Source organism: Shewanella sp. SM21, from assembly GCF_025654335.1.
GTDB lineage: Bacteria > Pseudomonadota > Gammaproteobacteria > Enterobacterales > Shewanellaceae > Shewanella > Shewanella oncorhynchi.
Window position 1 is genome coordinate 96,157 of sequence record NZ_JAKKRL010000004.1, and the last position, 25,000, is coordinate 121,156.

General features: G+C 46.5%; 18 protein-coding genes and 7 tRNA genes. 16 read left to right on the forward strand and 9 right to left on the reverse strand.

Translation table 11 applies throughout. The features are described from left to right. The first annotated feature begins 110 nt into the window (after positions 1 to 110). The 12 genes from recA (at position 111) to L5L94_RS06590 (ending at position 7,315) form a co-directional block, all read left to right on the forward strand. Positions 111 to 1,178: a recombinase RecA gene (gene recA / locus L5L94_RS06535; protein ID WP_198572895.1), complete on the forward strand. Its 1,068-nt coding sequence runs from the start codon at positions 111 to 113 to the stop codon at positions 1,176 to 1,178. Positions 1,179 to 1,195: 17 nt separating this feature from the next. Then, a complete protein-coding gene (locus tag L5L94_RS06540) occupies positions 1,196 to 1,666 on the forward strand; it encodes a regulatory protein RecX (RefSeq protein WP_411568902.1) in 471 nt (156 codons plus the stop codon). 321 nt (positions 1,667 to 1,987) lie between these two features. Next, positions 1,988 to 4,612: an alanine--tRNA ligase gene (gene alaS, locus L5L94_RS06545; protein ID WP_263162048.1), complete on the forward strand. Its 2,625-nt coding sequence runs from the start codon at positions 1,988 to 1,990 to the stop codon at positions 4,610 to 4,612. A 9-nt stretch (positions 4,613 to 4,621) separates the two neighbouring features. Beyond that, on the forward strand, positions 4,622 to 5,878 hold the full coding sequence (locus L5L94_RS06550) for an aspartate kinase (RefSeq protein ID WP_006082603.1): 1,257 nt from the start codon (positions 4,622 to 4,624) through the stop codon (positions 5,876 to 5,878). Positions 5,879 to 5,996: 118 nt separating this feature from the next. Next, on the forward strand, positions 5,997 to 6,194 hold the full coding sequence (csrA, locus tag L5L94_RS06555) for a carbon storage regulator CsrA (RefSeq protein ID WP_006082602.1): 198 nt from the start codon (positions 5,997 to 5,999) through the stop codon (positions 6,192 to 6,194). A gap of 205 nt (positions 6,195 to 6,399) precedes the next feature. Continuing rightward, positions 6,400 to 6,491: transfer RNA gene (locus tag L5L94_RS06560), tRNA-Ser, on the forward strand. 22 nt (positions 6,492 to 6,513) lie between these two features. Then, a tRNA-Arg gene (locus L5L94_RS06565) sits at positions 6,514 to 6,590 on the forward strand. Between the two features lie 44 nt (positions 6,591 to 6,634). After that, a tRNA-Arg gene (locus tag L5L94_RS06570) sits at positions 6,635 to 6,711 on the forward strand. 86 nt (positions 6,712 to 6,797) lie between these two features. After that, a tRNA-Arg gene (locus tag L5L94_RS06575) sits at positions 6,798 to 6,874 on the forward strand. A 49-nt stretch (positions 6,875 to 6,923) separates the two neighbouring features. Continuing rightward, positions 6,924 to 7,000, forward strand: a tRNA-Arg gene (locus tag L5L94_RS06580). Between the two features lie 45 nt (positions 7,001 to 7,045). Next, a tRNA-Ser gene (locus tag L5L94_RS06585) sits at positions 7,046 to 7,137 on the forward strand. 101 nt (positions 7,138 to 7,238) lie between these two features. After that, positions 7,239 to 7,315, forward strand: a tRNA-Arg gene (locus L5L94_RS06590). Positions 7,316 to 7,906: 591 nt separating this feature from the next. Here L5L94_RS06590 and L5L94_RS06595 read toward each other — a convergent pair. The 3 genes from L5L94_RS06595 to pepA all read right to left on the reverse strand — a co-directional run bounded on the left by L5L94_RS06595 (position 7,907) and on the right by pepA (position 13,159). Next, positions 7,907 to 10,783: a valine--tRNA ligase gene (locus L5L94_RS06595; protein WP_263162050.1), complete on the reverse strand. Its 2,877-nt coding sequence runs from the start codon at positions 10,781 to 10,783 to the stop codon at positions 7,907 to 7,909. A 20-nt stretch (positions 10,784 to 10,803) separates the two neighbouring features. Then, positions 10,804 to 11,307 carry a DNA polymerase III subunit chi gene (locus tag L5L94_RS06600; protein ID WP_263140268.1) on the reverse strand — a complete coding sequence of 168 codons (504 nt, stop codon included), beginning with the start codon at positions 11,305 to 11,307 and terminating at the stop codon, positions 10,804 to 10,806. 343 nt (positions 11,308 to 11,650) lie between these two features. Next, complete coding sequence (gene pepA, locus L5L94_RS06605; RefSeq protein WP_006082597.1) at positions 11,651 to 13,159, reverse strand: leucyl aminopeptidase; 1,509 nt, start codon at positions 13,157 to 13,159, stop codon at positions 11,651 to 11,653. Between the two features lie 243 nt (positions 13,160 to 13,402). Here pepA and lptF point away from each other — a divergent pair, with 243 nt between their 5' ends. Both lptF and lptG read left to right on the forward strand, forming a co-directional pair. Continuing rightward, positions 13,403 to 14,515: an LPS export ABC transporter permease LptF gene (lptF, locus tag L5L94_RS06610; protein ID WP_113939369.1), complete on the forward strand. Its 1,113-nt coding sequence runs from the start codon at positions 13,403 to 13,405 to the stop codon at positions 14,513 to 14,515. After that, complete coding sequence (gene lptG, locus L5L94_RS06615) at positions 14,512 to 15,570, forward strand: LPS export ABC transporter permease LptG (protein ID WP_263162051.1); 1,059 nt, start codon at positions 14,512 to 14,514, stop codon at positions 15,568 to 15,570. The genes lptF and lptG overlap by 4 nt, the downstream gene beginning before the upstream one ends. A 107-nt stretch (positions 15,571 to 15,677) precedes the next feature. Here the strand turns inward: lptG and L5L94_RS06620 are convergent, their stop codons facing one another. The 5 genes from L5L94_RS06620 to L5L94_RS06640 all read right to left on the reverse strand — a co-directional run bounded on the left by L5L94_RS06620 (position 15,678) and on the right by L5L94_RS06640 (position 19,327). Continuing rightward, positions 15,678 to 16,187 carry an RDD family protein gene (locus L5L94_RS06620; RefSeq protein ID WP_131523600.1) on the reverse strand — a complete coding sequence of 170 codons (510 nt, stop codon included), beginning with the start codon at positions 16,185 to 16,187 and terminating at the stop codon, positions 15,678 to 15,680. Between the two features lie 59 nt (positions 16,188 to 16,246). Then, entirely contained in the window at positions 16,247 to 16,504 is a 258-nt protein-coding gene (locus tag L5L94_RS06625; RefSeq protein ID WP_006082593.1) for a DUF2960 domain-containing protein, read from the reverse strand. A 29-nt stretch (positions 16,505 to 16,533) separates the two neighbouring features. Then, positions 16,534 to 16,884, reverse strand: coding sequence for a DMT family protein (locus L5L94_RS06630; protein ID WP_006082592.1), 351 nt, complete (start codon positions 16,882 to 16,884; stop codon positions 16,534 to 16,536). Next, on the reverse strand, positions 16,881 to 17,378 hold the full coding sequence (locus tag L5L94_RS06635) for a GNAT family N-acetyltransferase (RefSeq protein ID WP_113939489.1): 498 nt from the start codon (positions 17,376 to 17,378) through the stop codon (positions 16,881 to 16,883). Before L5L94_RS06635 ends, L5L94_RS06630 begins: the two co-directional genes overlap by 4 nt. A 443-nt stretch (positions 17,379 to 17,821) precedes the next feature. Then, the gene (locus tag L5L94_RS06640) at positions 17,822 to 19,327 is read right to left on the reverse strand and encodes a carboxypeptidase M32 (RefSeq protein WP_263162056.1); all 1,506 of its coding nucleotides are present in this window, start codon (positions 19,325 to 19,327) and stop codon (positions 17,822 to 17,824) included. Between the two features lie 439 nt (positions 19,328 to 19,766). On the opposite strand from L5L94_RS06640, the gene L5L94_RS06645 reads away from it, so the two are divergent. After that, entirely contained in the window at positions 19,767 to 20,402 is a 636-nt protein-coding gene (locus L5L94_RS06645; RefSeq protein ID WP_028761348.1) for a YqiJ family protein, read from the forward strand. A 36-nt stretch (positions 20,403 to 20,438) separates the two neighbouring features. Next, positions 20,439 to 22,217, forward strand: a complete 1,779-nt coding sequence (locus L5L94_RS06650) for a flotillin family protein (protein ID WP_028761347.1) — start codon at positions 20,439 to 20,441, stop codon at positions 22,215 to 22,217. A gap of 163 nt (positions 22,218 to 22,380) precedes the next feature. Here L5L94_RS06650 and L5L94_RS06655 read toward each other — a convergent pair whose 3' ends face one another. Next, entirely contained in the window at positions 22,381 to 24,750 is a 2,370-nt protein-coding gene (locus L5L94_RS06655; protein ID WP_263162060.1) for an OmcA/MtrC family decaheme c-type cytochrome, read from the reverse strand. Positions 24,751 to 25,000 lie beyond the last annotated feature (250 nt).

Sequence of the window (25,000 nt, forward strand, 5' to 3'; positions counted from 1 at the left end):
GTATACTAGTCAGCAGAATTAAGACAAAAAGCGCGGCTTTTTGAATTACCCGTTTGTAAATTGAATATCACTTTTGACAGCTTAATGCTTGTCTTGATGAGGGAACAGGAATGAAGGTCGATCCAAATAAAGAGAAAGCACTTGCTGCGGTATTGATCCAAATTGAGAAACAATTTGGTAAAGGCTCCATCATGAAGCTGGGCGAAGATCGCTCTATGGATGTTGAGACCATTTCTACCGGTTCTCTGTCTCTGGACGTTGCTTTAGGTGCTGGCGGTTTGCCAATGGGTCGTATCGTTGAGATCTATGGTCCTGAATCATCAGGTAAAACAACACTGACTTTAGAAGTGATTGCGGCAGCGCAACGTGAAGGCAAAACCTGTGCCTTTATCGATGCAGAGCATGCACTAGACCCTATTTATGCTAAAAAATTGGGCGTAGATATTGATAACCTGCTGTGTTCGCAACCGGATACCGGCGAGCAAGCGCTTGAGATTTGTGATGCTTTAACTCGTTCAGGCGCTGTTGACGTTATCGTAGTCGACTCCGTGGCGGCATTAACGCCTAAAGCTGAAATCGAAGGCGAAATTGGTGATTCTCACATGGGCCTAGCGGCGCGTATGATGAGCCAAGCCATGCGTAAACTTGCGGGTAACTTAAAGCAATCTAACACCTTACTTATCTTCATCAACCAAATCCGGATGAAGATTGGTGTGATGTTCGGTAACCCAGAAACTACAACCGGTGGTAACGCGCTGAAGTTTTATGCTTCTGTTCGTTTAGACATTCGCCGCACTGGTGCCATTAAAGACGGCGATGAAGTGGTCGGTAACGAAACTCGCGTTAAAGTGGTGAAAAACAAGGTTGCAGCGCCGTTTAAGCAGGCTGAGTTCCAAATCCTTTATGGCCAAGGTATTAACCGTACTGGTGAGTTAGTAGACTTAGGCGTAGCCCATAAGTTGATTGAAAAAGCGGGCGCTTGGTACAGCTATAAAGGTGATAAAATCGGCCAAGGTCGTGCTAATGCTGGCAAATATCTGACTGAAAACCCAGCTATTGCTGCTGAAATTGACAAGACGCTACGTGAGTTGCTTTTGAGCAATCCTAGTGCCTTGGCTGCCAAAGCTGATGATAGCATTGAGGATAATATTGATTTAGAGACAGGCGAAGTATTCTGAGTCAGTCAGCCCATCAAATTGCGGTCGCGCTGTTAGCGCGCCGCGATTATTCCCGTTTACAAATCCGCGATAAATTGCTCGAAAAAGGTGTCGAACTTAACGATATCGAACCTGTACTCGATGCTTGCGAATCCTCCGGTTTTATTAATGATGCTCGTTATGCCGAACTGTTAGTGCGTAGCCACATCAGTCGAGGTCACGGTGCAATACGCATCCGCCAAGCAATCGCACAGAAAGGCTTATCTAAAGATTGTATTGAAGCCGCTTTGGTTAATTGTGATTGTGACTGGTTTGAGCTAGCAAAAGATAAAGCCACCAAAAAGTATGGCGTTCCCCGTGTGACAGAAGTGAAGGGCTCTAAAGCTCGGGATCTCATCGCAAAGGAAAAGGCCAAACGAGTGCGTTTTTTAATGGGCCAAGGCTTTAGCTACGATCAAATCACTTACGCACTAGATTCAGATCCCAATGATCTCGATGAAGATTATTAAATTTGAAGCTAATACTGTAAAAGCTCATCTAAATATCATCAATGAGTCTTGTCCATTTCGTACTTCACATTAGACTCAAGCTTGCTTAAATATTGTCCATTCCGCGATAAACTTACGCCGTCTTTATTTGTGCTTTATCCTATCGTTTTGCTTCTAGTGACTCAGGTGTGGGCGATTCACGCTAAAATATTAAATTCCTGATGTGTATATCACCAATCAAGACTGGTCGTCCTTCCTTAGTCTGCTTATAATGCTGGGCAAATAGAAATACGGCTAGCCTAAGGCGTAGCTGGTAATGCTTACCCAATTCAGGATGATTTCATGTATCAAACTACAGCAGAGCTCAGAAGCGCTTTCCTCGAATTTTTCCGCAGCAATGGTCATCAAGTTGTGGACAGTAGTTCATTAGTGCCAGGCAACGATCCCACACTTTTATTTACCAATGCAGGCATGAACCAGTTCAAGGACGTGTTTCTTGGCATGGACAAACGCAATTATACGCGTGCGACCACTGCTCAACGTTGTGTACGCGCCGGTGGTAAACATAACGATTTGGATAACGTTGGCTACACAGCACGTCATCACACCTTTTTCGAAATGCTAGGTAACTTCAGTTTTGGAGATTATTTCAAAGAAGAAGCGATTCGTTTGGGTTGGACTTTTTTAACTGAAACGTTAAAGCTGCCGAAGGAACGTCTGTGCGTCACTATTTATCAGACAGATGATGAAGCCTTTGAAATCTGGAATAAAAAAATTGGTGTCGCTGCCGAGAACATCATACGTATCGGTGACAATAAAGGTGCTGCCTTTGCGTCAGATAACTTCTGGCAAATGGGTGATACCGGTCCTTGTGGTCCATGTACTGAGATTTTTTATGACCATGGTGATCATATTTGGGGCGGACGTCCAGGCAGTCCTGAAGAAGATGGCGACCGTTTCATCGAAATCTGGAACATCGTTTTCATGCAGTACAACCGTCAAGCATCGGGTGAAATGTTACCTTTGCCTAAGCCCTCGGTTGATACAGGCATGGGGATTGAGCGTATTGCTGCGATTATGCAGGGCGTACATTCTAACTACGAAATCGATATTTTCCGTACTTTGATTGCTAAAGCCGCAGAGGTCATTGGTGTTAGTGACTTATCTGAAAAGTCGCTGCGAGTCATTGCCGATCATATCCGTTCATGTGCATTTTTAATTGCCGATGGCGTTATGCCGTCGAACGAAGGCCGTGGTTATGTGCTGCGCCGTATTATTCGCCGCGCAGTTCGCCATGGTAACAAGTTAGGTGCGACCGAAGCTTTCTTCTACAAGCTGGTTCCGTCTTTGATTGCGGTGATGGGCGATGCAGCAAAAGGGTTAGCTGAGACTCAAGCGATTGTTGAAAAAGCACTGAAAGCGGAAGAAGAGCAATTTGCTCGTACGCTTGAACGTGGTTTAGGCATTTTAGATACTGCCTTAAACGAGTTGAAAGGTGACACCTTAGACGGTGAAACCGTATTTAAGCTGTATGACACCTATGGCTTCCCAATGGATTTGACCGCTGATGTCTGCCGTGAGCGCAACATCATTGTCGATGAAGCAGGTTTTGAAGTCGCCATGGCTGAGCAACGTAGCCGCGCACAAGCTGCCGGTAACTTTGGTGCAGATTATAACGCTGCGCTGAAAATTGATGCTGAAACTGCATTTAGTGGTTACACCGAATTAGCGGGTCAAGCTAAGGTCACCGCGATTTATCAAAATGGTGAGTCAGTGACGGCGATCAAAGCGGGTGATGAAGCCGTTGTCGTGCTCGATGTAACCCCTTTCTACGCGGAATCTGGCGGTCAAGTAGGCGATAAGGGCCAATTGGTTGCGAACGGTATTGAGTTTACGGTAAACGATACGCAAAAGTATGGTCAAGCAACGGGCCATCAAGGTGTTTTGGCTACTGGTAGCTTGAGTGTTGGCCAAGTTGTTGAAGCGAAAGTGGACAAAAAACTGCGTCACCGTACTCAGTTAAACCATTCTGTTACGCATTTACTGCATGCCGCACTGCGTCAAGTGCTCGGTACTCATGTTTCGCAAAAAGGTTCTTTGGTTGATCCTGAGCGTTTACGTTTTGACTTCTCCCATTTCGAAGGTGTAAAAGCTGCTGAATTAAAAGAAGTTGAAGAATTAGTTAACACTCAAATTCGTCGTAACCATGAGCTAAAAACCGCTGAAATGGGCATAGATGAAGCTAAAGAGAAAGGCGCTATGGCACTCTTTGGTGAGAAATATGATTCACAAGTGCGTGTTGTGACTATGGGCGATTTCTCTATCGAATTGTGTGGCGGTACACATGTCGGTCGCACTGGCGATATCGGCTTATTTAAAATCACCTCTGAAGCGGGTATTGCAGCGGGTGTACGTCGCATCGAAGCCGTGACTGGTGCTGCAGCTATGGCTTATGTGGCGCAGCAACAAGCTGAACTGGAAGAAGCTGCAGCCTTATTGAAAGGCGATGCCAACTCAGTGGTGGCTAAGTTAAAAGCGCAGCTCGATAAGATGAAGCAACTCGAAAAAGAAATGGCGCAGCTGAAAGATAAGCTCGCGGCGGCAGCGAGTGCAGACTTAGTGGGCGATGCCGTTGTAGTTAATGGTGTTAACGTACTGATCAAAAAATTAGACGGCGTTGAGGCAAGTTCACTACGCGGCTTGCAAGATGAATTAAAACAGAAATTGAAATCGGCCATTATCGTGCTTGGCACTGCGCAGGAAGGGAAAGTTAACCTGATCGCGGGTGTGAGTAACGATCTGATCGGTAAAGTCAAAGCGGGTGAGCTCGTCGCTATGGTCGCTGCACAAGTGGGCGGTAAAGGCGGTGGTCGTCCTGATATGGCTCAAGCGGGCGGTAGCCAGCCAGAAAATCTGGATGCGGCATTGGCTCAAGTATTACCTTGGATTACTGAGCGTCTAGCTTAAGAGGTTGCTGTGCCCCAAAAACGAAAGCTTAGTGGTAGCAAGCTTTTTGTGAAAAAGTTCGGCGGCACTTCGGTGGGTTCTATTGAACGTATCGAAGCGGTCGCTGAGCAGATTACAAAGTCAGCTCACAATGGTGAGCAGCAAGTCTTAGTTTTATCCGCGATGGCGGGTGAGACGAATCGCCTGTTTGCACTTGCAGCACAAATTAATCCGCGCGCCTCGGCGCGCGAGTTAGACATGCTAGTATCGACGGGTGAGCAAGTGAGTATTGCTTTGATGTCGATGGCGCTACAACGTCGCGGCATAAAAGCAAAATCCCTTACGGGCGATCAAGTGCAAATTCATACAAATAGTCAATTTGGCCGCGCCAGCATTGAGCGAGTTGATACTGAATATTTGCAGTCTTTGCTTGCCGATGGTGTTGTGCCGATCGTTGCAGGGTTTCAGGGCATCGATCCTCAAGGCGAAGTGACCACCTTAGGACGCGGTGGTTCAGATACCACTGCAGTAGCCTTAGCGGCAGCGTTAGAAGCCGATGAATGCCAGATTTTTACCGATGTGGCTGGGGTATTTACCACAGATCCGAATATTGATAGCAGTGCACGTCGCCTCGATGTGATTGGGTTTGATGTGATGCTCGAAATGGCAAAGCTCGGCGCTAAAGTATTGCATCCCGATTCTGTTGAATACGCCGAGCGTTTTCGCGTACCGCTGCGAGTATTGTCGAGCTTTGAAGCTGGGCAGGGGACGTTAATCCAGTTTGGCGACGAGTCGGAATTAACGATTGCCTCGTTAGTGCAAGGTATCGCGATTAATAAGGCACTGGCAACGCTGACGATTGAAGGGCTGTTTACCACCAGTGAACGCTATCAAGCGTTGTTAGGCTGCTTAACTCGATTGGAAATCGATGTGGAATTTATTTCTCCATTGAGGATCCATGAGGATGATCCTTCGGGTCGCGTCAGTTTTATGCTCGCTGAGGCTAAGGTCGATACTCTACTTAATGAGCTCGAAGGCTTAAGTGAAAGCCTCGCACTCGGGCCATTGATTATCGAACGTCAACGTGCAAAAGTATCTTTAGTTGGCAAAGGTTTACAGGCAAAAATGGGATTATTGACTAAGATGTTAGAAGTCTTGGGTAATGAAACTATTCATGCTAAGTTACTCACGACGTCAGAGAGTAAATTATCAACCGTTATCGATGAAAGGGACTTACACAAGGCGGTTCGGGCGTTACATCACGCTTTCGAGCTAAATAAGGTGTAATTAAATAACCGTTTGAGTATTGAATACTATTAATTTGTACTAAGCTGACCTTATAATAAGCCCATCTACCGGATGAGTGCCGTGTGTAAGCTGAATTAAGAAATAAAGGAGCTATCGAATGCTGATTTTGACTCGTCGTGTTGGCGAAACACTGATGATTGGTGATGAAGTCACAGTTACAGTGCTAGGGGTAAAAGGCAATCAAGTGCGTATTGGTGTGAATGCACCAAAAGAGGTTTCTGTTCATCGCGAAGAAATCTACCAACGCATTCAATCTGAAAAATCAGGTACACCATCGGAAGGTGGTAACTTTTAGTACCTTGTTTTGGCAAGCGTACTACGGCAACAGAAGAGTCAGTTTTTTAACTGGCTTTTTTATTTTTCAGACCGAAAGATTGGCGTAAATCAATACATTGGCTTGATATAACAGCAATGTGATTAAAAACAGTTCAAATGGAATCTGTTTCGGAAAAAGGGTTTGACTTATTTTCGTCAAACAGTAATATGTGCGCCAAGAAAACGGAGAGGTGGCCGAGTGGCCGAAGGCGCTCCCCTGCTAAGGGAGTATGGGCTTTAACTCCCATCGAGGGTTCGAATCCCTCCTTCTCCGCCATTTCTTAAAGATAGAAAACAGTGCGCGTGTAGCTCAGCTGGATAGAGTACCTGGCTACGAACCAGGCGGTCGGAGGTTCGACTCCTTCCACGCGCACCATTTTTTATTAGTGTTTGATGTAAAAGTAAATTTAGATACAAGTCGCGCGTGTAGCTCAGCTGGATAGAGTACCTGGCTACGAACCAGGCGGTCGGAGGTTCGACTCCTTCCACGCGCACCATCTCTGCATTAGTTAATCTTTAACTCATCAGTTTTGAATTTCATAAGAAATTTTGTAGATAATTGCTTATAGCAAAGAGTTAAAATGCGCGTGTAGCTCAGCTGGATAGAGTACCTGGCTACGAACCAGGCGGTCGGAGGTTCGACTCCTTCCACGCGCACCAATTTAAATTAATATGATTTARRTCGTATTARTGTTTTACCGTTTAACATGCGCGTGTAGCTCAGCTGGATAGAGTACCTGGCTACGAACCAGGCGGTCGGAGGTTCGACTCCTTCCACGCGCACCAATATAGTTAACGAGATACGTCTTGTTGATTTAAAGCGTTAAACGCGGAGAGGTGGCCGAGTGGCCGAAGGCGCTCCCCTGCTAAGGGAGTATGGGCTTTAACTCCCATCGAGGGTTCGAATCCCTCCTTCTCCGCCATTCTATTCTTTTAGTCGAGAAGAATAGAATAAATTTGCTAGATAAAAGTGCTTATCCTAGACTCAATCTTAATTGAATCTTAGAAGTACAAAAACGAGTTTGCGCGTGTAGCTCAGCTGGATAGAGTACCTGGCTACGAACCAGGCGGTCGGAGGTTCGACTCCTTCCACGCGCACCATATAGATAAGCCCTGCAAGCAATTGCAGGGCTTTTTTATTTTTTAATCTGTAATGGTTTAACTCATTATATTTTTACCCGCTTAGGTTTAACCTTAACTTTGCATCATCATCTTTTGCTTTACCTTAGCTATCTTCGGTGTCGCTATCTTTAGCCATTTCGTTTTAAACACTTCTCTTTCTTAGGTTCAACTCACTGAAGAATCTGCTTTTGCCTGTGTTGAGAGTCTATGACGACATTGGATACCCATGTCAGTCTCTCAGTGCTGTCTCTAGAGGTATTAGCTGTTCTTTAGTCTATATAGTGGTGTTTACTTATGTCGACAGTGATCGGCTACGTGTGAGCTCATGAGCGATAGATCACGGGGAATGATGAGGATGAATGGTGAGGTGGTTTCAATACTGTGCCGTAGGTTAAATGGCAGTGTTTAGAATTGACTCGGGTTCAATGCGGCATCTGGCCCAAGAGCGTAGATTAAGGCTCATAATTGCTCATAGATTGCAGCGATCTAGATACAAGAAGGGCAGCCAAGTGGCTGCCCTTCATTCAGTTAGAACCAATCATAACAAGTGAATCAGAGTAAATGAGAAGCTTAAGCTTCTAACTTAGCGAACTCAGATTTTTGCTCGTTGAGCTTGTCCATATCACGCTTGAGATCGGCCATCTTGGTGCGCTCTTTGTCGATAACGTCGGCAGGGGCTTTTGCCACGAAACCTTGGTTCGACAATTTGCCTTCGATGCGAGCGATCTCTTGGCCGAGCTTTTCAAGCTGTTTGTCGATACGGGCCATTTCGGCGGCGACATCGATTAAGCCTGCCATAGGGATCAGCAGCTCCATTTCGCCAATCAAACCTGTAGTCGACATAGGCGCAGTTTCGCCATCGGCTAAAATAGTCATGCTTTCTAAGCGGGCAAGCGTAGTGAAGAAGGTTTGGTTTGCTTCTACACGGGCTTTATCCTGCGCGCTAACACCACGAAGTAGGGCATTTAGCGGCTTAGATGGGGCAATGTTCAGTTCGGCGCGAATGTTACGAACTGCGACAATCACTTGCTTAACCCATTCTAAATCGGCCATTGCTGCGCTATCGACTTTAGCGGCATCAAATGTTGGGAACGGTGCCAGCATGATGGTATCACCAGCGACACCAGCTAACGGTTTAACGCGCTGCCAGATGGTTTCAGTGATATACGGCATCATAGGATGCATCAGGCGTTGCATCGCTTCGAGCACTGTCACTAAGGTGTGACGGGTGCCGCGCATTTGCGTTTCGCTGCCGTTTTGCAATACCGGTTTGGTTAACTCTAAGTACCAGTCACAGAACTGGTTCCAAGTGAACTCATACAGGGTATTGGCCGCTAAGTCGAAACGGTAGGCTGCCATGTGATCGTCAAAGGTCTTAACGGTTTGATTGAACAAGCCGATAATCCAGCGGTCGGCTAACGACAGCTCCATCTCGCCACCTTTGTGCTCTGGTGAGCCAGGGCCGCAATCTTGATCTTCTGTGTTCATCAGCACGTAGCGTGAGGCGTTCCACAACTTGTTACAGAAGCTACGGTAACCGTCTAAGCGCTTCATATCCCAGTTGATGTCACGACCCGTTGATGCCATGGCCGCAAGCGTAAAGCGCAGTGCATCTGTGCCGTGGGCTTCGATACCGTCGGCAAACTCTTTGCGAGTGCTCTTTTCAATCTTGGCGGCCAGTTGTGGCTGCATCATATTACCGGTACGTTTTTCAACTAAATCTTCAAGGCAGATACCGTCGATCATGTCTAATGGATCGAGTACGTTGCCCTTAGATTTTGACATCTTGTTACCCGCTTCATCGCGGATAAGACCGGTTACGTAGACGGTTTTGAACGGGACTTGTGGTTTACCGTCTTCATCTTTGATGAAGTGCATGGTCATCATGATCATACGGGCAACCCAGAAGAAGATGATGTCAAAACCTGTCACCAACACGTCGGTTGGGTGGAAGGTTTTTAAATCTTCTAAATTGTCAGGCCAACCTAAGGTTGAGAAGGTCCACAGGGCTGAGCTGAACCAAGTGTCCAGTACGTCTTCGTCTTGGCGTAATGTCATTGAGTCGGCAATATTGTGCTTAGCACGTACCTCGGCTTCGTTGCGGCCGACATAGACTTTGCCGTTTTCGTCGTACCAAGCTGGGATGCGGTGACCCCACCACAATTGGCGCGAAATACACCAGTCTTGAATGTCGCGCATCCACGAGAAGTACATGTTCTCATATTGCTGTGGTACAAATTTAATGCTGCCATTTTCAACGGCTTCGATAGCGGTTTTCGCCATTGGCGCAACAGCTACATACCATTGGTCGGTCAGCATCGGCTCGATAACCACACCGGAGCGATCACCGTAAGGCACTTTCAAGGCGTGAGGCGCGATTTTTTCGAGCAGCCCTAAAGTGTCAAATTCAGCGACGATAGCATCGCGGGCTTTAAAACGGTCAAGTCCGGCAAAGCGTTCAGGCAGGCTGCCATCGAGCGTTTTGTTAAAGGTACCGTCAGAGTTCACCACTTCGGCGCTTGCACGAATGGCGGCATCTAAGGTCAGCACGTTGAACATGGGTAGGTTGTGACGTTTACCGACTTCATAGTCGTTAAAGTCATGGGCCGGGGTGATCTTCACGCAACCTGTACCAAAGGACATGTCGACGTAATCGTCGGCCACGATAGGAATGCGGCGGTTAACAATCGGCAACAGAATAAACTTACCGACCAGCGCTTGATAGCGTTCATCATCGGGATGCACTGCAACCGCACTGTCGCCGAGCATGGTTTCTGGGCGCGTGGTAGCGACTTCTAAATAGTCTTTACCATCGGCCGTCAGTTCACCGTCGGCCAGTGGATAACGCAGGTGCCACATATGGCCCTGTTTTTCTTTGCTTTCCACTTCTAAATCAGAGATAGCCGTGTGCAGCTTTGGATCCCAGTTGACCAAACGCTTACCGCGATAAATCAACTCGTCTTCGTACAGACGTACAAACACTTCTTGCACGGCCTTGGACAAGCCTTCGTCCATAGTGAAACGCTCGCGGTCCCAATCAACAGAAGCGCCCATACGACGTAGCTGCTTAGTGATAGTGCCGCCCGATTGCGCTTTCCATTCCCACACTTTATCCATAAAGGCATCGCGACCTAGGTCATGGCGATTTTTGCCTTCTTCGGCTTCAAGCTTACGCTCAACCAACATTTGGGTGGCGATACCCGCATGGTCAGTACCGACTTGCCATAGGGTATTTTTGCCTTTCATCCGTTGGTAACGGGTTAAGGTATCCATAATGGTGTCTTGGAAGGCGTGGCCCATGTGCAAGCTGCCCGTCACGTTAGGTGGCGGGATCATAATGCAATAATTGCCTTTGGATTCATCGCCGTGTGGCTTGAAGTAACCTTGCTCTTCCCAGTTTTGGTAAAGCGTTTGCTCGATGGACTGCGGATCGTATGTTTTTTCCATGGGAACGTGTCTGTCTCAAACTAATTAAGTGGATGTGTTGCTAAGTCTTGGGTCTGTAAATTGACCCCTAAGCCGCGATACTGTCGATAACGTTCGCGAGCGACCGCTTTATGCTGATCGTCATTGGCAACAAAATCGATAATGTGGCCAAAGTTTACCGCAAATGGGGGCGCTTGGTCTGCAAGATTAATCAGAACTTGGCGACTTTTGTTGGCGCCGAGGCGATCAAAACCGATTTCAACCGGCGATCCCGTCATCGGGCCTTCACCTTTGAGGTTATGGGGTACAAAGGCACTTGGCTCAAACTGCCATAAAAGTTCATCAATTGCATGGGCTTGCTGTTTATCTTGGCAATGGATATAGACCCATTGTTGCTTCACAAAAGCCTGCTGCGCCAGTTGGCATGCCAGAAGATGCATCTCGCAAAGTGCAGGGTTCGCATTCGCGGTTGCAACAGGGGAATCAGCCTTGGTTTTGGCAGGCGATGCCACTGGCGGCATAAGATAAAACAGCACTTGAGTCATGATTTCAATGCCTTGCTTCACTTGTTTTAGTGGCGAACGAGAGCAGCAGTTTACACTAAAAGTCAGTATGGGTTAATGCTTAGGGCAAACCTTACGGTGAGGTTTTATCTATCACTGTCTGGCGGGACTTAATGGGATGCTTTAAAACCGTTGGAGATGAAGAGGGTAGAACTATAACTCTTTGAAAAATGATTCTAAAACCATTAGTTGTTCAGTTTTTTTATTTTCTTAATTTATTCAGGAAATCGATTTTCTGATTAAATTAAGAAAATAAAAAAGGCGAAGATTTTCATCTTCGCCTTTCATTTATCGAGCCTTTAACACACTAAGGCCGGATAGTTGGTTATTCGCCGAGTTCGACGCCAGCACGATTGATCAGGAACTGAGTCAATAGTGGCACTGGACGGCCCGTAGAACCTTTGTTAGCACCGCTATTCCAAGCTGTGCCTGCAACGTCTAAGTGAGCCCAGTTGTACTTTTTAGCAAAGCGCGAAAGGAAACATGCTGCTGTGATAGCTCCAGCAGGACGGCCACCTAAGTTGGTCATGTCAGCAAATGGGCTGTCGAGCATATCTTGATACTCATCCCACAATGGCATGCGCCATGCGCGGTCACCACTTTGCTCACCGGCACTTAATAGCTCGTGTGCCAGAGGGTTATGGGATGAGAACAGACCCGATGCGTGTTTACCAAGGGCAATCACACACGCACCAGTCAGGGTTGCAGTATCGATAACTAATTCAGGATCGAAACGCTCAACATAGGTTAATACGTCACATAGGACTAGACGGCCTTCCGCATCGGTATTTAACACTTCAACGGTTTGACCTGACATAGTGGTCAGAATGTCACCTGGACGGTAAGCATTACCCGATGGCATGTTTTCACAGCCAGCCAGAATACCCACAACGTTGATAGGTAACTTCATATCACAGATGGCTTTCATGGTGCCGATAACACCTGCTGCGCCGCCCATGTCGTACTTCATTTCGTCCATGGCTTCGCCAGGCTTCAATGAAATACCACCCGAGTCGAAGGTTAACCCTTTACCGACTAATACGATGGGTTTTTCTGTGCTATCGACAGCGCCCTTGTATTCCATCACAGTCATGATGGATTCATTGGCACTGGCGCGACCGACTGCAAGGTATGAGTTCATGCCCAGTTTGGCCATTTGCTCTTCACCGATAGTGGTGACATGCAGAGTGTCGTGTATTTCAGCCATTTGGCGAGCTTGAGAAGCTAAATAGGCTGGATTACAGATGTTCGGTGGCATGTTTGCTACATCGCGACATAAATGCATGCCAGCAGATACTGCCATACCATGCTCGATGGCGCGCTCACCTAAGGTTAATTCACGGCGAGTCGGGACATTGAATACTAATTTACGCAGTGGACGGCGAGTTTCACCTTTGCGGGTCTTCAGGGCATCAAAGCTATAAAGACTGCTATTAGTGGTTTCAACCGCTTGACGTACTTTCCAATACGTATCGCGTCCTTTCACGTGCAGTTCAGTTAAGAAGCAAACGGCTTCCATTGAACCCGTTTCGTTAAGGGTGTTGATTGTCTTAGTGATGATTTGTTTGTATTGGCGTTCGTCTAATTCTCGTTCTTTGCCACAACCTACTAATAATACACGTTCACTCAATACGTTAGGAACATGGTGCAGCAATAACATCTGGCCAGGTTTACCTTCCAGATCGCCGCGACGCAGTAGGTTACTGATATAACCTTCGCTAATTTTATCTAATTGCTCCGCGATACCCGACAGACGACGGGGTTCATAAACACCGACCACGATACAGGCTGAGCGTTGTTTTTCGGGGCTACCGCTCTTTACGCTAAACTCCATGAGCACTCCTAGATTCTTAAAGACAAATTTTTATATTTATTGGATAATGTCTGCTTGTCCCGAAAAGGGCCTAAGTTATTACTCCAAAGGTGATTTATTCTCGGCGCTTGAGTCACGCATTTCGTGACGTTAAGTTTACCAAGAACCCCTGAAGCTGGTCAGAAAACTATCAAAAGTAAACAGTTTACATGAAAGTTAGTCTGTTACCAGCAAAAAGATAAGTTTAGAGACCGGATCCTGCCTGTGATTGTATTTAAATACCTTATTCGAGAAGTTTTAAAGGCACAAATTGCGGTACTTTTAGTGCTGTTAACTATTTTTATTAGCCAGCATTTCGTGCGTATACTGGCCGATGCCTCCGACGGCGATTTTCCCGCCTCTTTAATCATGACTCTGATTGGGCTTAACTTGCCTTATCTGGTGATCTTAGTGCTGCCGCTAAGTTTGTTCTTGGGTATTTTACTGGCCCACGGCCGTATGTATTCCGAAAATGAAATGGTCATTCTCCACGGTGTTGGGGTTAGTGAGTGGTATGTCACCCGCGTGACGCTGATCCTCGCCGTGATCAATATGCTGTTTACTGGCTATTTATCCCTTTATGTTGCCCCCTGGGCAGAAGAACAGCAAAACCAAGTGCTCGAAAAAGCCCAGTCCGAAGCGGGTCTTGCTGCCTTAATCCAAGGGCGTTTTCAGGCGAGTCCCAATGGTCGCGCGGTATTATTTGTTGAGCGTATTGGTAAAGATAACGAGTTAGATAAAGTGTTTGTAGCCCAGTTGCCAGATCCTGATGATGAAACTGGCGTGACCAATGTCGTGGTGGCTAAAGGTGGACGAGTACAGGAAGATAGTTCAGGTGCTCAACAATTGAACTTGAATGACGGCGTGCGTTATCAAGGCAGCCCGAAGGCAAAGGACTACCAAATGATCGAATTTGGTGGTTATAAAATGCAAATTAAAGAGCAGCAAGTTGATGAGCGTCGCCGTAAGTTATCTGCACTGCCCGTTGATGAACTCGTGAAAATTGAAGGTGCTGAAGCCGCGGCTGAATTCCATTGGCGTCTTGCTATCCCACTCGCGATTCCAATTATGACACTGATTGCTGTGCCGTTAGCGCGGGTGAATGTGCGCCAAGGTAAGTTTGCTAAGATGTTCCCGGCAGTTCTTTTGTACCTTGGCTATTTTGGACTAATGGTCGCGGGACGTAAGGCATTGCAAGATGGGATTATTCCACTGTATTTAGGTATGTGGTGGATCCATGTTTCTGCGCTCTTGATGGGGTTATTCTTGCTCGGCAAAGATAGGCCTATTTTCAGTCGTATATCGTCCTTGTTTGCCAATAAGAAGGTGGCAGCATGAAGATATTAGACCTTTATATCGCCAGAATATTGTTAAGCACTTCAGCGCTTTGTTTGCTGGTGTTGACTGGTTTATCAGGGATTATCAAATGGGTTGATCAGCTGCGTTTAGTTGGCCGTGGCACCTACAGCATGATGGATGCTGGCATCTATGTTTTATTTTTAGTGCCACGGGATATTGAAATGTTTTTCCCTATGGCCGTCTTGCTAGGCGCTTTGATTGGTATGGGAATGTTGGCATCGAATTCCGAACTTGTGGTGATGCAAGCTTCTGGCATGTCACGTTTGCAGATCACTATGTCGGCGATGAAAACTGCTGTGCCTTTGATGTTATTGGTGATGGTTTTAGGGGAGTGGGGCGCACCGATTGCTGAGCAAAAAGCGAATGAGTTACAAGCTGTTAAACTCTCTGGCGGGAGTTTAATTAAGTCCCATCGTGGAATTTGGGCAAAGGATGGTGATTTGTTCGTTAATATTGGTGAAGTTGAAAACATCAATAAACTCAGCAATATCACGCTTTATAAATTCAATAGCGAACTTAAGCTCACCAACGTGGTTCACGCAGACCGAGCGGTATTTTCCCAAGATCGCTGGCGTTTATTTGACGTTAAACGTACTGATTTAAGCTATGAAAAAGTCGTGCTTGAGTATCTTGAAGAAGACCAATGGCAGTCGAGTTTAACGCCAGATAAGCTCAGTGTGGTTTCGATTAAACCCGAGGCGTTATCTATACGTGGTCTGGTCGGTTATCTTGATTACCTTAAAACTAACAGTCAAGATCCCAGCCGTTATGAGCTTGCTTTATGGCGCAAGGTGATGCAACCCGTGACGGTCGCAGTGATGATGTTAGTGGCACTGTCGTTTGTATTTGGTCCGCTGCGGACTGTGACTATGGGCGCGCGCGTATTACTTGGGGTCGTAGCAGGTTTTAGCTTTTATATCAGTAATGAGATTTTTGGCCCCATGAGTATAGTGTATGAGCTACCCGCTTATGTGGGGGCTGTTACGCCAAGCTTGTTGTTTACTGGCGTTGCCTTCTACTTTATCCGGCGATGATACGCAGCTTATTACTCCTTACTCCGGATTCCGTCAATTAAAAATAGCCCATAAAAAACGACGCTGTTGCGTCGTTTTTTGTATTTCGGATTTACTTAAGAATAAACTTATGCCCCATGCCAGTTACGCATTTGGTTGGCTTCTTTAGACAGCACGACCACTTCTGAGCGAGTCATCATATCCTGCAGTGCGCGTTTATCATCATTGATTAAAATCCATAAATTGCCAATGCCGAGCAGTGACCAAATGATGCGAGCATAGGCAGTGATCAGGCTTAAGTTTTGGCCATTAGGATGTTGAATTTTAAGCCGCCAAGCGCGCATCCCTAAGGTTTGACCGCCCTTACTCCAGAATAATGCGTAGAAAGTGCCGACACACAAGGCAAGCCAGAGTTGATAAATTCCCTGATAAACCGGCGTGCCATTGAGTGCATCTGAGACATGTTCAAAGCCATTCATGCCAGCCAGTCCTGAAGCGGTGAGGCCGTAGAAAATCCCAAAGCCCATTGCGCCCGCAACCATATAGACGGCCACGGCTAACATCGAATCGTAAATTGCAGCGCCTAGGCGGCGGAAGAATCCTGCGCGGGGAAAGTTAGCATGTTCGGTATTGAGCATTACAGTGTCCTGTTATTGAAGTGCTTACAGCTAATACAAAAAACAATTAATACATTAGCCTAGGCTTCAGGTTCTTCATCTCTGACAAAGTGGATATTGCTAAAACCAAAGCGGGCAAACTCTACTTTCCTGAATTCTTTTTCAGCCTTGGCACCTTTACGAGATGTCATGGCGACTTGTTGTTCCATAGCCAAAAATTTGGTCAGATCTATGCCCTCGGCTTCGGCCACAGCTTCATATAAATCATGGTGTTTGTCGTAGCTAAAGGCGATAGTTTTAGTCTTACCTTTGAAGGTATAAGTGACTTGACGGGCCATGGGGGAGCTCTCCTGAAATAAGTCTGAAATTAATTAAATTCACTTCTAAAAATAAAATACACAGCACCTAAGATGCACAGTCCTGCCCACAGATAATCGAGCTTCAATGGTTCTTTCATATAGAAATAGGCAAAGGGGACAAACAAACTTAAGGTGATGACTTCTTGTAAAATTTTTAACTGGCCGACATTCATTACTGTGTAGCCGATACGGTTAGCAGGCACTTGCAGCAAGTATTCAAATAGGGCGATACCCCAGCTCACTAAGGCCGCAATAATCCAAGGTTTTGAGCCTAGCGTTTTCAAATGCCCGTACCAAGCAAAGGTCATAAAAATATTACTTAAGCAAAGTAAACCGATAGTGGTTAGGGTTGGATTCATTTTTCATCTCTATGATTAAATTTATAAATCATATACATAGCATCGTCAGTATAGCTGCCAAGGCATTTATCGATTGCCTTAGGTTTAAAACCCATTTTAAGCCAATAGCTGTCGGCACCTTGTACGGCTACGAGGGATAAGGAATTGAGATTATAGCGATCAGCCAGTAGTGTTAGGCGGGTCAGCGCCTTAGCGCCAGCGCCTAAACCTTGGGCTTTGGCTGAAATCGCAATATCGTGTAGGTATAAGGTATCAGCCTTGGGTAAATGGGTGATGGGCTGATATAGCGCGGGCGGCATATTGGCGGTCCATGGGTGAGCCAAGCAATAACCGACAACCGACTTATCCACTTCGAACACAAAACAGGACTGAGGTGATACCTGCCATTTACTTTGCAGTACGTGCAGTGGCTCAGGATCCAGTTGTGAGTAACACTCGTCTTGGATCGCTAAAATGGCATCCCAATCCTCTGGGGTGATTGCACGCAGTAACATGGCCGACATTTATCCTGTTTCAAGAGTCCTGTTGAAGGAACTCCGTGGAAAGAGTCCTGATTCAAATAAGCTCGGCATTATAACCTCAAGCAGCGTTAAAATGCAGGCTCCAGCGGTAATATAAAGCGCTTTAAAACCCGTATAAACTGAGCTTTCAGTGCTTGTATACCCAAACAACCTGAAGATGCAGGATTCAGCGGTAATTTAACGCACTTTAGGCAAGGCGGTTATTTGCAGACCTAGTGGGCTAAGTTAAAAATAACCAACGCAGCATAAAGTGCGTTAAAACCCGCCGGGACGGAGCGCCTAGGGCACTTCACTTCCGTGTTGCATCAATTCAAAAGGTGGCCGACATTCTGTCATTGATGCGCCTTGAATTGATGCACCCTAGGCGCTCTGAAACTCGACTCTTCAGGTAGCTTGGGTATAAGCATTAGCAGCGGTTAAATACCCAGATATCGTTGGCGCAGGTGACGCTCAAGATATTGACCATTTAGGGTTTCGCCCGTTGCTTGGCGTATCAGTTCATCGGTTGTGAGCAAAGATCCCTTAGACCAAATGTGTTCACTCAACCATTGGAATACAGAGTTCAACTTGCCTGCATCGATCAGGGTTTCAATTGGCCCTAAGGCTTTTTCCATCGCAAAACGGCATTGGGCGGCATACATGGCGCCTAAGGTATAGCTGGGAAAATACCCTAGTTCACCAACGGCCCAATGGATATCCTGCATGCAACCGTCTCGGTAGTTGCCATCGGTATTAATCCCCAGTAGTTGTTGCATCTGCGTCGACCAAAAATCAGGTAAATCATCTACGGTTAAGCTGCCGTCGATAAAGGCTTTTTCTGCCTCAAAGCGCAGTAAAATGTGGCAAGGATAGGTGACTTCATCAGCATCTACACGGATAAGTCCCGGCGCTACGCGGGTGTAATGCTGTGCTAATTCTTGGGCGCTAAAATGACAATGAAGATGTTGCGCAATTTTAGGCTGCAATTGGCGTAAAAATGCCGGATTTGCCCCGAGTTGCATTTCGCAGAATAGACTCTGGCTCTCGTGGATACCCATAGAACGCGCCAGTCCCGCAGGTTGTCCGCGCCACGCTTGAGGTAAACCTTGCTCGTATCTGGCATGGCCTGTTTCATGAACTATGCCCATGATTGCACTACTGAAATCAGCCTCATTGTAGCGAGTCGTTATCCGTACATCGCTTGGCACGCCGCCACAGAATGGATGGCTGCTGATATCCAGCCTACCGTGATTAAAGTCAAACCCCAGAAAATCCATTACGTCTCGGCCAAGGGCTTGCTGCGCGCTAACATCGAAGGGACCATTTAGCGTTAACTTAGGCTCGTTTGCCTGTTTAGCCAGCACTTCTTGGATGAGTGCCGGTAGCCAATCTTTCAGTCCGCCAAAGGTTTGCTCCAGCTTTGCCGAGGTCATTCCCGGCTCAAATTTATTGAGCAGGGCATCATAGGGGGAAATATTCTGGGCTTCGCCGCGGATCTGCGCTTCTTCCTTAGCAAGTGCAATTACGGCTTTAAGGTTTGGTTTAAAGCCTTGCCAGTCATTATTTTTACGTTGTTCACGCCACGCATTCTCACATTGATAGGCCATTTTAGTTTTGGCTTGCACGAGATCGCCGGGCACTAAATTTGCCTGTTGATATTGGTACTGCATTTCCCGCAGGTTAGCTTGTTGTTCCGTTGTGAGAGATTCGTCCGTCGCGCCGTGTAAGTGTTCAGCTAATATGGTTGAGGTTTTGAGTGTGTGGATATGTCGCGCCAGTTCAGCCATTGCATCGCCGCGATCGCTATTACCGCCCATAGGCATCATGGCTGCTTGATCCCAGTCACCAAGAGCGCTGAAATGTTCAAAGTGAGAAATTTTTTGAAAATGTGCTGTCAGTTTATCGTAACTTGGTGTTGGTACTTTGCTCTTGGGTGAGTCCATGGAATTTCCCTTCTGGCGCATCAAATTCTGCGCGAATAAATAACAATAACAGGATGATAATACAATGACGTCAACAGTATACTCAAACAACCTGAAGATGCAGGACTCAGTGGGCTGATATTAACGCTATAGTAACGCACTTGAGGCAAGGCCATTTATTGCTCCTGAATAAATGGCATCCACGCCATATATGGCGATTACGGCTATTTGCAGCGCTAGCGGGCTAAGTTAAAAAGAGAGTTGCAGTGTTAAAGTGGTTTTCGATAGGGTACTCGTAGCGAAGATGGCCACGCGATTTTGGCGCAGCAGAGTGATAGTCAAAATCTATTTTAGGGACAATTTTTAGTTTGGAAATTGTGCTTGCCTTGCTATTCTGTTGTGGTTAAGTCGATAATTACAGTGAAATAAATGGAATGCTGTATTGTTAAAGGAGATGACTATGTGGGCGTTTTTAGTTGAACAGCCTAATTTACCTTACACCATAGCTTTTGCCTGCGTACTGGCCCTTGGTGTGTTTGAAGTCTTCGCATTATTCATAGGTTTAAGCATGTTAAGTGCGTTAGACCAATGGGTGCCTGCTGATGTGGAATATGATGCTGATGTGGGCGCGGGTGGACTCACGGGCATTGCCGGTTGGCTGTGTCTAAATAGACTCCCATTACTTATTTGGTTTGTGCTTGCGCTGACCAGTTTTGCGATTGCGGGTTATATCGTCAATTTTATCAGTGTTAGTCTTGCCGGTTTTTTATTGCCGCAACTGTTTACTTTACCTATTGCTATTGTCGCCAGTGCATTTTCTTGCCGTTATTTTGGCCGAGTGCTTGCTGATCATTTACCTAAAAATGAATCGAGTGCGATCTCGCTAGATGATCTTAGCGGCTATGTCGGCACTATTACTTTAGGTTGCGCAATTAAAGGCATGCCCTCTGAAGCCGTCGTTCGTGATAAACATCAACAAAAACATTACGTTTTAGTCGAGCCCGAAACTTCGGATATCGAGTTTGCCTCAGGCACTCAAGTCGTGCTGCTTAAGCGAGAAGGCCGAGTCTGGTCTGCTACGCGTTTTGATAATTAATCTTCCCAAGCCATAAATCAATTGAAAGGAAATCAAATGGATGTGTTAACAAACGTAGGTTCATCCGGTAGTTTTATTTTGCTCGTTGCGGGTATGGTGCTACTCGGCCTGATTGTGATCGGGTTAATTTTCGCCAAGCTATATAAACGTGCAACCAAAGAAATGGCCTTTGTGCGTACCGGCTTTGGTGGTGAGAAAATCATTAAAGATGGCGGCGCTATTGTGTTGCCTGTATTACATGAAACCATCTCGGTAAACATGAACACTCTGCGTATCGAAGTGGAGAAAACCCAGAAAGATGCGCTAATCACTAAGGACAGAATGCGTGTCGATGTGAAGGCCGATTTTTACTTGCGTGTAGCCCCACATTCCGATGGTATTTCAATGGCAGCTCAAACCTTAGGCACGCGTACAAACCGTGTTGAAGAGCTTAAAAAGCTGATGGAGTCTAAGTTTGTTGACGTGCTGCGTGCCGTGGCCGCCGAAATGACCATGACAGAAATGCATGAGCAGCGTGCCGATTTTGTGCAACGGGTGCAAAATAACGTCGCCAACGATCTGGAGAAAAACGGTCTCGAACTCGAATCGGTTTCATTAACGGGTTTCGATCAAACTGATTTGCAGTTTTTTAATGAAAACAACGCATTTGACGCCGAAGGTCGTGCGCGTCTGGCGAAGATTATCGAAGAGAAACGCAAAGAAACCAACGATATTCAGCAGGAAAACCGCATTAAGATCGAGCAGCGTAACCTCGAAGCTGAAAAGGAATCCTTAGAGATTGAAAAGTCGGAAGAAGAAGCGCGCCTGATCCAGCAACAGTCGTTAGAATTTAAACGCGCCGATCAAAAAGCGGAGATTATTAAGCAGAAAGAAAACAAGGCCCGTGAAGAACGCGAAGCCGAGATTGCCAAAGAGCGCGCCATTGAAACCGCTGAAATCGAAAAGACCAAAGATATCGAAACCCGTGAGATTGAAAAGTATAAGTCGATTGAGCAATCGCGCATTCAACAGCAAAGGGATATCGAAGTTTCTGAGCAGGAAAAACGCATTGCGGTTGCGGCCAAATCTGAAGAAGAATCAGCAGCTCGTGCCCGTGCAGCTGAAGCCGAAAAACTGAAAGTTGAAAAAGAAGAAGCGGTAATCACAGCGCGCCAAGTGGCAGAAGCTAATCGTCGCAAAGAGATTGAAGTGATTGATGCTCGTAAGGAAGCTGAGCGTGATGCAGTCGGCGTAACAGTGCAGGCCGAAGCTGAGAAACGTGCCGCTGAAGACAGATCGAGTGCGATTCTGATTGAAGCGCGCGCCAGTGCCGATGCGAAAAAACTGCAGGCTGAAGCGGATGAAAAAGTCTATGCCGTTGAAGCTGCAGGTAAACAAGCACTTTATGAAGCAGAAAACGTCTTGAGTGATGAGCAGATCGCCCTGCAAAAATCCCTCGCCATTTTGAAGGCCTTGCCTGAAATTGTGGCCCAAGCCGTTAAGCCGTTAGAAAACATCGAAGGTATTAAGATTCTTCAAGGTTATGGTGCAGGTCATCAATTTGCTGCGGGTGGCGAAGGTGCTCACCATCAAGGTGGCATCGCAGAGCAAGTGACCAGTGCAGCGTTAAACTATCGCGCCAATGCGCCTGTTATCGATGCCATGCTCAGGGAGTTAGGGTTAGTGAATGGCGACTCTGGAACCTTGAATGATTTATTGAACGGTAATAACACCTTAACCGCCGAAGCCTTAAGTGGTGTGACCTTGTCGAACTCTAGACCTAAGGACTATAGCCAAACGCAGGTAGTAGAGAGCCAAAGTGTGCTAAAGCCTTAATCTCAACGACATTAAACTAAGTCAAATCAAGTAAAGCACTCGCCGTTGCTCTTTTGAGCCTTGTGCGGATAAAAGATTGATAAATAGGACGAATGAAATAAAACCGCTCACTATTATGTATGGTGAGCGGTTTTTTTTGGGGTATTAAATCAAATCTAACGGCTTATTTGTGTACCTTGTCGACCCCCGATGAGCGACCTTCGGCATGACAGGTTGCGCATGATTCCTGTCCTGATTGGTAAATTCGACCACCGCTGGCATCACTTTGGTAAACTCCGCCAAAGCTGCGTGCATGGACGACTAAACTATCGATAAGCGTGTGACATGCCGTGCAGGTTGCTAAGGTTGGTGAGTACTCGGCAATTTGCCCTATGTTGGCTGCATCGGGTGTCGCAACTAACAGGGATTGCTGTGCACTTAGCCCCTCGAGACTGAGCTGTCCTGCGCTATGGCAAACACTACAGTTATTTTTTGCATTAGGGTAAGTGAGTTCGGGACGTGGATTATCAAAACCCACTACAGTGCGGGTTCCCGCATGCAGTGAATGCACCATTTCCCTGTAGCTCAAAGTATTGTTGATGGTGCGATAGGGCTTGATTTGGCTGGCCCCAGGAGTATGCATCACATTGGCATTGAGATACATAATTGCATCATTACTGTGGCAACTTTGACATTGCCCATCGGTCAGTGCGGTTGCTGTTTGCGGTGCATGACAGGTGCCACAGCTGCTATTGGGTTCAAAAATTCCTTTCATTTGATGCGCTGACAGAACTCTATCTTCTAATCCTTGATCATGACATTGGCGACAGGCCTGTTCATCGACCTTAGCTTTTGCCGTAACAGCTTGACCTTGCAGGCTTAGCGAATTAATGGCACTGAGACTCACCTCTTGATTTGCGATATTACAGTTAACGGCAAAGCCGGTATTTTTATCGGCACAGAGCACCAGTTTACTGTAGAGTTTTGACTGACTCAGATCGCCAAAATCGGCAGCCGACAGGTTAGATATAGTGACGGTTAGCTGATTGGGCGAGGTAATTTTTAAGGCGACGTCGCTCGTGTTTGCTAATAAATCCCACACTTTACGCTGGCCGTTATTGATTGGCATGTTCGCGCTATTTGTTTCACCTGTGGCAATCAACCAGAAGGATTTTATCATAGGTTGACTGGCGGGCAGTTGCTCCATTTGCTGCACTTGCAATGTCACCGCAAGGGTCTTAGCTTCAACGCTTAGCTGCGAACTCAGTAACTTAACTTGGTAATCGCTCACCAGCTTAGTGGCTGTTTTCATGGCGGCATTGTGGAAAAGCCCGACACCTTCAGGATTAGTGCTATCAGGGTGGCAGCCGCTACAGCCCAGTGCCCATGGGTTGGCAAAAATTTCCCTGTTGTGGAATAAACCCGCTACAGTACCATTCCAATCTGCGGGGATTTGCGCTTTGTGACAGTCAAGACACGCGGTTTTACTGGGGATATTACTATTGCCACTTTGCGCCGTTGCGCCGGGAATATGGCATTGCTGACATTGGGTCATATCACCGGGAAAGGTCACATTGGCGTAGTCATATAGCTGTCCCTTGTAACCTACAATTTGATATTTGGCTTGGTGGATCTGGTGTGTCAATGTCGCCATATCAAGGCTATTACCCGTTTCAGGATCGCCAGAGTAAGTCGTGTGACAGACAACGCAGCCCTCAAAGGCAAAACGTTTATTGCCGTGCATCAAAAGGCGAGTATCGGTATTGGCTAAGTCTGAGTTATGACAACGAAAACAGGCTTGTTCCGGCGCGATCACTTTACGGCTCATATCCGCCGCGACTGTCTGTCCTGTGGCGGGCACAAAATCGTACACGCTGTTGATCAACTGAGTGTCGATTGGGCTATTTGCGAACGGTTTTAACTCTAGGTAAATCCTGTGGGTGAGCTCAGGCGAGTACTGGGTATCTATCCCCGTAAATTGGGAGTAACCCGTGAGTGGTTTACTCAAAGTGTAACGGTATTGGCCCGCGCCTAAGGAGGTTAGACACGCCGTTTTACAGTTGCTTTCAATGCCTGCTTGCCACTGAGTCTGTGCATTCGCTTGGGCATTTGTGGCAGGTTCTACTTGATTATTGATGTAACTGGTCCATTGCAACGCAGCATCTGTCGCGCTTGCTGCAGAGTTAGTGACTTCTGTGCCAGTTGTTGCCATAGCATTCGCCGCGGCTTGGGTGATTTGATAGTGCTCCTGCGGCGGTGCTAATTTGGCAATACCGACACCTAAGGTATCTAGCTCCTTCAGGTTTTCTAGCCCTGTGACCGCAATACCATTGGCATTGCTGAGGAAGAAATCGACCTGTACATGGGTTTGCGCATCGATAACCACATTTTCTATTGTCGCTTTGAGTGTATCCGCTTGTTCAATGCTGATACTCACAATCCCTGGTGGACCTTCTTTCCCATCGTCACCATCGGAACAGGCTGTCATCAGACAGACTGCGACTGCCATTGGCGTAAAGATTTTCCATTGAGAACGGGTATTCGTTTTCATCATTTTCCATTCCTTTTTAATTAGATTCTGTCGGGACTCTAATCGGAATGTATGCGGTATAGATATTAACTTAGTTATGAGTCGAGTTGCACTTAATTAACCAAATTTAAAAGTTATTTGTTAATTATATTAAGGTAATTTGATGTGAGGCATTATTTAAATTTGCTAGATGTTGAATTGTTAATTCTTGAAAACGTTACTCTGACGCATGTCGTGTAACTTGATCTAATAATGCCCCAATATGGGTAATTGT